This is a genomic window from Thermodesulfovibrionia bacterium, assembly GCA_030646035.1.
Classification (GTDB): Bacteria; Nitrospirota; Thermodesulfovibrionia; order UBA6902; family UBA6902; genus JACQZG01.
This window is the reverse complement of record JAUSMY010000062.1, coordinates 1-5876: the sequence shown is the minus strand read 5'-3', so window position 1 is coordinate 5876 and position 5876 is coordinate 1. Positions and strand designations below refer to the sequence as shown.

At 45.6% G+C, this 5876-nt stretch carries 7 protein-coding genes; 2 read left to right on the top strand and 5 right to left on the bottom strand.

What is annotated here, in order from left to right; genetic code table 11:
• Both Q7U10_12205 and Q7U10_12200 read left to right on the top strand, forming a co-directional pair.
• On the top strand, window positions 1–441 hold a 441-nt coding region (locus Q7U10_12205), incomplete at its 5' end, for a hypothetical protein (GenBank protein MDO8283360.1).
• Complete coding sequence (locus Q7U10_12200) at window positions 422–664, top strand: hypothetical protein (GenBank protein ID MDO8283359.1); 243 nt, start codon at window positions 422–424, stop codon at window positions 662–664. The genes Q7U10_12205 and Q7U10_12200, both read left to right, overlap by 20 nt.
• On the opposite strand, the gene Q7U10_12195 is transcribed toward Q7U10_12200, so the two are convergent.
• From Q7U10_12195 to Q7U10_12175, 5 genes are all read right to left on the bottom strand, one after another.
• Complete coding sequence (locus Q7U10_12195; protein ID MDO8283358.1) at window positions 640–1068, bottom strand: hypothetical protein; 429 nt, start codon at window positions 1066–1068, stop codon at window positions 640–642. The two genes, Q7U10_12200 and Q7U10_12195, sit on opposite strands and share 25 nt — an antisense overlap.
• A 274-nt stretch (window positions 1069–1342) precedes the next feature.
• On the bottom strand, window positions 1343–2965 hold the full coding sequence (locus tag Q7U10_12190) for a T9SS type A sorting domain-containing protein (GenBank protein MDO8283357.1): 1623 nt from the start codon (window positions 2963–2965) through the stop codon (window positions 1343–1345).
• 450 nt (window positions 2966–3415) lie between these two features.
• A complete protein-coding gene (locus tag Q7U10_12185; protein ID MDO8283356.1) occupies window positions 3416–5164 on the bottom strand; it encodes an IS66 family transposase in 1749 nt (582 codons plus the stop codon).
• A complete protein-coding gene (gene tnpB / locus Q7U10_12180) occupies window positions 5118–5480 on the bottom strand; it encodes an IS66 family insertion sequence element accessory protein TnpB (GenBank protein ID MDO8283355.1) in 363 nt (120 codons plus the stop codon). Before tnpB ends, Q7U10_12185 begins: the two co-directional genes overlap by 47 nt.
• Window position 5481: 1 nt before the next feature.
• Window positions 5482–5832: a transposase gene (locus tag Q7U10_12175; GenBank protein ID MDO8283354.1), complete on the bottom strand. Its 351-nt coding sequence runs from the start codon at window positions 5830–5832 to the stop codon at window positions 5482–5484.
• Between the last annotated feature and the right edge of the window lie 44 nt (window positions 5833–5876).

Genomic DNA, 5876 nt, shown 5'->3' with positions numbered 1-5876 from the left:
GTAAAAGGCGCACCCGGCATCAATACGCTTAAAAGTCAGGTGGGCGGCAAAACCGGCACTACCAACAATTACACCGACGGCTGGTTCATGGGCATCACGCCCCGGCTCGTGGTAGGCACCTGGGTGGGCGGGGAAGACCGCTGGATCCGCTTCCTTAGCCTCAACGATGGACAAGGTTCTCGCATGGCCCGACCCATTTTTGCCTCCTTTATTAGTCGTTTGGAAAAAGATCCCAAATCCGGATACGATTTCCTTGCCCGGTTTGTGGCTCCTACCGGCGACCTTGGCATTGAAACCAATTGCGCTGCCTATGAAAGCAGCCTTGGCCCGGCAGGCGATGAGGAGGATTTCGAGCCGGATATTTACAATGATGAACTGGATTCTGGCAGCAAGCCTAAAAAACCGGACGATAATTTTGGAGATGAACTGGAAGGAGGGTGATGATTTGCATGTGCTGTTGCGGCAGGCTTCGGTCCTCGAGGGAGTAGATCGATCCATGAAGCAAGTGCTGAATAAACAGGTGATCGACGATATCGTCGCTTTGATCCCGGAAGAATGGATAGCAGCCACCTTTACCGAAAGTGCCGAAACCGTCAAGATGGTATCTGGCTACGGTATGCACATTAAATTCATTGATTATCAAGGGCTATTATTTGTACCGTGAATTAAGATAGAAAGACATAGTGCGTCATAGATATCTCCCTCACGATCCGAAACTACGGTGACGTCTTTGCAGGGCGCACAATGTTGCTTAGCTGCGATGACGCTGCTTAGCCAGCGGAAACTCTGTTTATGCTCAAATTTCTCTCTGTTTCGATAGATTTGCCGCTCTTCCCGCTTGAAAACCTCGACATTGGCCAAACCAAGGCAAATATGGCTTTTTGCGTCTAAGGCAATTACCGGGTGGATGTAAAACCCAAGTTCTGCCCCTCCTCCAACCCCGGAAAGTCCACTTTGAAATGGGTTAAAACCAAAACTTAGTTCACTACTATCCTGAACCAGCAATACATGTTCTATAGCAGTGCCTGACATTGAAAACTCAACTCCCATTTGAATCATTTCGTTCAAGCAAAGTTCACCATGCCGAAGCAATCTGCCAAATCGAACTTCTTGACTTCGATCCTCTGCAATATTCCTGATTTTCAAGCTCAAGCGATTGCTAACCCGCTCAATTAACTCAAAATACGTTCGATTCAATTTTTGATGACCAAGGGTACAATTGAAATACATCAGTGCTTTTTGACCTCAAAGCAAAAGATGTTGTTGATAATCAATGAATTTAATGTGCATACCGTAGCCACACGAGGTAGCAAGGGGATGTGGAGGTATAGACCAGGCATAATTATTTTAACAATTTCCCAAAATGAGTATAGTTTTCTGTAATTATTTGATAATAATATGTACCTTTTAATAAAGCGTGCGTATCAATTCTAATACCAGAAACAATATTTAGGAATTCCCCTACGATACTCCCACTTGAGTTAAAAACCCTAAAATCAATATTGTTATATTTTTCATTTAAACCTATATTAATGTATTCATTAAATGGATTGGGATATACGGATATGTTATCTTTAACCCAATAATCTTCTTTCACATCTAGCACACCCTGAAAAAAATACTTCTGTGTTAGGGTATTTCCATTCCCGGTTCCAGTAACATAGAAATTCAAATTATCATCCATTATTACGGACTTTATTACTTCATCCCCCTGTTCACTATACCGCAAGGTGTCAATTGCTTTTCCAAATTCATTTAATACTATCGCTACATAATCATAATCACTAATGTAATTTTTTTGACTTTGACCACCAACTACTAAGCAGTCATCTTTTCCTAAAAAAAGTTTGTTTCCTCCGTCAAAAGCATTTGTGCCCAAATTTTGATAATTATAGTCATAAATCAAATTCCCTTCAGGAGAAATTTTGACTACTTGTAAATCTCCGTTTGTATAGAGTGAAGTATTACCATAATTCTCACCATAGTGACGCCCTGTGATATATACATTACCATTGCTATCAGAAATAATGTCTTCTACCTCTTCAGCAATTACATTGCTCGGAAGATTGTTTGGAACAGTAAATGTCCATTGTTGGCTGCCATCGCTATTATATTTTAATATCTTAAAAGTACCAAATAATCCGATATAAGAATTACCCTGTGCATCAATAAAGTAAGAAGTTAAACCGCCCCCTTGACCAAGATAGGATGTCTCATTTGACTGAATTAAGTTTCCATTCTTATCATGCTTTAAAAACACCATTCTCGCATCGAACGGAGATGAACCTTGAAAATAACCTAAAGATTGAATCTGTTCATTCACTATTCTAATTTTCAACCCTTTGTAAGTACCATTTTCATCATCCGAATAGATATTATCCCAAATAAATGTTCCATGTTTGTCAAATTTTGCTACGAATATTTCTCCATTGTAATAGTCTTTATTTATATAGCCTTTTAGGTAAATGTCTCCATTATCATCCAAGGTTAAATCTCGTGGAAAACTCCATTCATAATCATTGCTGTAGGTGCTTTGCCAAATAATATCGCCAACAGCGCTAATTTTTATTATAATGCTTTTTGCTATATCATTACTTTGTATACTATGACCAATCACAATAATATTGTCTTCGTCATCAATCAGAATTCCTGTTAAATAATCAACGCTTCCGGTTGCAGGGTTCAATAGGTGTTTCCACAACAAATCACCATTATTGGAATATTTAACTATTAAAAAATCAAAACTTCCATTTTCAAGGGAACTGCCTGCTACAATTATATTCTTCTCAGAATCAAGTCTAACCTTTTGACATTCGTGGCTCAGAGCATCTGGGCAATCTTCCGTATATGATATAATTTGAGAAGATTCGGTCTTGCTCCATTCCAAGGTGTATATATCTTGGGCAAAAAGGATGTTTACCGCAGAAAAAAGTTGTACAAATATTATTACTTTTATGTGTTTCATTGTTTGTTCTTTTTTGTTTAAAATTCACTCGTAAAATGCTTTGAATTGATCACTCCACCACTAATTTCGCAAAGTACCTATTACCTTCAGATTCCATTTCGACCCAATAAAAACCGGGCGAAATCCGGGCTACCTCAACCTCTTGGCAGAAACCATGGGTAAATTGAATTGATGATAGTTTATTTGTAGTTTGGCGATGCTTGTTCACAGCATTTGCCGCACAAGGTACTTGAATTTAGAGTAATATCATTGCCTTGAGCCGCCAACTGAGCAGCATTTTGGCGGCAACAATATTTGAATGATTCCGCAGTGCTTGGTGTTTTTAACTAGGGTATGCACACAAAACAGGTTGGTTCTCAATTATAGATGCCATTACCGTAAGCCTCCGACGAACCCCATCTTGCTGCATATTTTCCACCCTTGACTTTTGCGTGAGCGTGCCTTATATTTTCAATCACGGGCTGCTGATTCAGTCTCGGGTTTCCAGTTTTGTGGCATCAGCTCTTCCAGTCGGCTGATCTTATGGTCATTGATACGGTTTAGGACATCGGTGAGCCATTTTTCGGGATCGATGCGGTGATGTTTGCATGCGGCGAAGAAGGTGTAGAGCATGGCCGTTCGCTGGGCCGATTCGTGGCTGCCTGCGAACAGATAGTTTTTGCGCCCGATAGCCGCCGGACGGATAATGTTCTCCACTAAGTTGTTGTCGATCTCAATATTGCCATTGGCAAAGAACAGCACCATATTCTTCCACCGGTTGAGTGCGTATTTGATGGCTTTTCCGATGGCGCTGGCCGGGGTGACCTTGTTGTATTCGGTTTGGAGCCATTCACCGAGGGTGTCAAAGATTGGTTTTGACTCTTTGAGCCGCAGTTCAAGGCGTTGTTCGGCGTTGAGCCCCAAGGTTCGGGCCTTTTCTTCCACCTCGTACAGGAGTTTGATGAGCGTCAGGGCAGTTTGAGCCCGCTGGACATCATTGCTTTGGGCCTCGAAGAATTCGCGGCGGATGTGCGCCATGCAGTTCATCAGGGCCAGGGCATCAAGTTTGGCGTTCAGTGTTTCATACACGCCGAACCCGTCGCATTGCAGCACACCTGCAAAACGTTCCAACAATTTTTTCGGGCCTTTGTGGTCGCGTCCCGGTTGATAAAAGAAGAAGGGCAGTTTGTGTATCGGGTCGAACACCGCCCACAGGTATCCCAAATGCGCCCTGCCTTTTTCGCCCTCCAGCACTTTGAGCGTTGTTTCGTCCATTTGGAGGTAAAAAGATTCAAAAACGATCTTTTTGTACGCTTCATAGAGGATCAGCAGTGGATCGGCCCCGGTTTTGACCCATTGGCCCATCGTGGCGGGCGGGATTTTCAGCCCGCTACGGGCAAATCGGGCGATGAGCCGGTGCAGCGGCAGGTGTTCCACATATTTCGAGATCAGGATATGCGCGATGAGGCTCACCCCGGCTTTTGAACGGCCAAAGGGCAAGTCCTTTGCCGGTGCCTGCACGATCTGGCCTTGATTGGTATCATCTTCAGTGGTCTCAACACGGGCATATTTGGGCCGCACGATGCGCCGCACCCAAACCCGGCCTGCCTCGTATTCCAATACTTCTGTCACGTCTTCCCCAATGCGCTTCATGCCGCTGACGTCCTCCTCGGGCTCGATCACCTCTTCCACCCGAGGAAGGTCTGCCGGGATCGGCACGCGGCCGTTGTGGCCAGGCCCTTTCTTTTCCGGCGCCTTGCGCTCGTGCGCCTCGATCAACTGCCGAACAGACTGCTCCACCGCCACGTTTTGCTCCGCGTCAAACAATAGGTTCAATTGCCCCGCTTCAGCTTCTGCCGGTACAAACCGCTCGCTCTTCCGCCCAAACACCATCCGCTCGAACCACGCGATGCGCTGTTTTAAGTCGGCGTTCTCGGCCTCCACCTTTTGGTAACTGGCCACCACTTTTTCGTAGTCGGCCAACTGAACTGTTTGATTGTCTGTGTTTTGCACATGACAAAGATACCCGCTCAAACCATGCCCTGCAAGCCCTTTTTCCCAACGCCCTGCCGTCAGATTTTGTGGATATCGCCTCCTTTTTTCGAAAAAAATTTCCAAAAATACCGTTTTCAACACCACGGCCTCAAAAACGGTGGATAACGTCCCCGTTTTTTCAGGCCGCGGCCTGGACACGCGAATAACGCATTCGCCGCCGAACACTTCCCAGCGATACGCCCTCCAGGATCAACACCAACTCTTCCCAGCCCAAAATGATCGAGGCGCCCACCGCCGTGCTGCGCGGCAACTCGAACGTCCCCCGCTCCAGACGCTTTGACCACAGCACAAAGCCGCTGCGATCCCACACTAATAACTTGACCAGCGTCCGACGACGGTTCATGAATATGAACACCTCCCCGCTCAACGGGTCGCGGCCCAAGCCCTGGCGCACCAGGCCGCTCAACCCGTCGTAACTCTTACGCATGTCAGCTGGCTGGCGGCTCAGGTAATACCGCTGTGATGGGGTAAAGCCGATCATATCAATACCCGCTAAATTTTGAACTCAAATCCCGCAAGTAATCCACCGGCGGCAACTGCGAAAACCGCAGCAAAATCCCGCCCGGCAACTCCACTGTTATACTGCCCGAGGGCTTTTCCTGTATCTCTATGGGGCTGAACAGGCCCCCATCAGCAACTTTGCCTCCTTGCAAACGGCTCCGCCATTGATAAAATGAAGCCACGCTGATACCTTGTGAATTACAAAAGTCCTTTACGCTTAGCCCACTCGATTCCTGTACTTCCAACAACAACGCCCATGATGCAGAATCTAGCCGCGACCGCCTTGGATCGCTTATGCCTTTTTTCATATCTTTGTTTTCAGCAAAGATCAATAGGCATCAGATACAACGCAAGATGGGGTTCGTCGGAGGCTTAC

Bases quoted from the DNA above. Each gene is read 5' to 3' on its own strand.
- tnpB (MDO8283355.1), bottom strand. From the start codon at position 5,480: ATGATCGGCTTTACCCCATCACAGCGGTATTACCTGAGCCGCCAGCCA.
- Q7U10_12200 (MDO8283359.1), top strand. From the start codon at position 422: ATGAACTGGAAGGAGGGTGATGATTTGCATGTGCTGTTGCGGCAGGCT.
- Q7U10_12190 (MDO8283357.1), bottom strand. From the start codon at position 2,965: ATGAAACACATAAAAGTAATAATATTTGTACAACTTTTTTCTGCGGTA.